Annotated in this window: 2 protein-coding genes; both read right to left on the bottom strand. The window is 38.2% G+C overall.

What is annotated here, in order from left to right; translation table 11 throughout:
- Positions 1 to 258 (bottom strand): type III secretion system protein PrgN (locus tag HMPREF9088_RS12265; protein WP_081457089.1); only part of this gene is annotated, 258 nt, incomplete at its 3' end.
- A 136-nt stretch (positions 259 to 394) separates the two neighbouring features.
- Positions 395 to 1,521: primase C-terminal domain-containing protein (locus HMPREF9088_RS11045; protein WP_007209339.1), on the bottom strand; the 1,127-nt coding region annotated here is incomplete at its 5' end.

Genomic DNA, 1,521 nt, shown 5'->3' with positions numbered 1-1,521 from the left:
ATCAATACTCTTTAAAAACCTCTCCTCCAACACCAATAAATGACGATAAACATCATCCATTGACCAGTCTGAAGAAAGGCTTAGACAATACAAAAAATCACAAGGCAACGTCTTTACGGTACGATTTCTTGTTACCCAACTTGCTACTGTACTCTGCTTATATCCATGCAACTCACAAAACTGCTCTACTGTCATACCCAACCGCGAAATAATAAACACATTGATCGGGTAGGGATATACAAAGGTATTGATACTCATAGTCAGAAAGACCTCCCAGCATATTATTACGTTTGCAATAATAGTACTACTTTTTCTTAAGACCAGCAAACAAGGCGGAGAAAAAGAAGAAACGTATCATAGATATAATGTAATAGGCAATTTGCACCTTTTAATTTCAACCTGTATCGATCATGAACAGATCTGTTTGCACGCCGATCTTATTTGGTTCTATCAAGCGTTTCAGTGCTGTCTGGATAAACATGTATTCTCTTCCAAAAGCTTCTGAGATCGCAGCGAAATAAGCCCCCTGGCTTTCTTTTTTTAGCCGGATAACGGAGCGCATCAATCCATGTGTCGAAGCTAGCATAATACCTCCATTTCTACCAGCACGAACACGAAAATGAATTTTGTTCTCTTCTTTTAACTGCTTCAGTACTTTGTCCAGGGAGCGTTTTGGAATCTTTAAACTTTCAGTTAAATCTTTTTTTGTAGAAATAATGTATGGTTGTTCTTCATAGGATTGCTCATTCAAATAAGACAATAGATCTTCTGCCCATTCATGACTATGAGAATACTTGCGAACAGCTCGCTCTTTCTTAAACTTCCACCAACCCCGTTTTTTGTTGAATAGCTGCTCTTCAGAAAGATTGACATCGACCCACTCTTGGCATAATAGGACAATTTTTTCTCTGTGCGCTGCTTGATATTTTCCGGAGTAAGCGGAACGAATGATTCTGGTTAATTCTCGATCAGATAAAGGGTTAGCCAAGCGGTCATTGAATTCTAACATCGTCAATTCACATGCTTCTACCTCGTATCCAGACGAAAAGTATGCCAAAGACAAGGTAAATATGACATTATTTCGACCATATACGCCCTTTTCACCTTGTATTTTTTTACTTTTTAGCAACAGCTGGAACCAGGGTTCGTCGACTTGACGAAATTCTTGAGTAGATGGTAATACAAAAACGTTCTTGATCTCAGCTTTTTTGTCCGCATCTTCTCTCATTGACCAGTCGATCCATTCTTCGAAACTATAACGATACTGTGGTTCAAAGAATAAAATATTCTCTTCAGAAGGCATTCGTGTGATCCCAAAATGATTGGCATTTACATCAACAGGAAACCGATAATCATTTGAAAATTTGTTTCTTAGATTTTTTGAGATCATTTTGGCCACATTGATCACTTTAAAATTTGATTTCTTCGTCACGTATGCAGGCTTGTCTAGTACATAGAAAGCTTGAAATCCATGCGGTGTACGTAGAATCATTGTAGGCATAAAGCCGATCTCGTGACTGG

Source organism: Enterococcus italicus DSM 15952 (assembly GCF_000185365.1).
Classification (GTDB): domain Bacteria; phylum Bacillota; class Bacilli; order Lactobacillales; family Enterococcaceae; genus Enterococcus_G; species Enterococcus_G italicus.
Note: the sequence above shows the minus strand (reverse complement) of the source record. Positions and strands in the feature narration are given on the sequence as shown.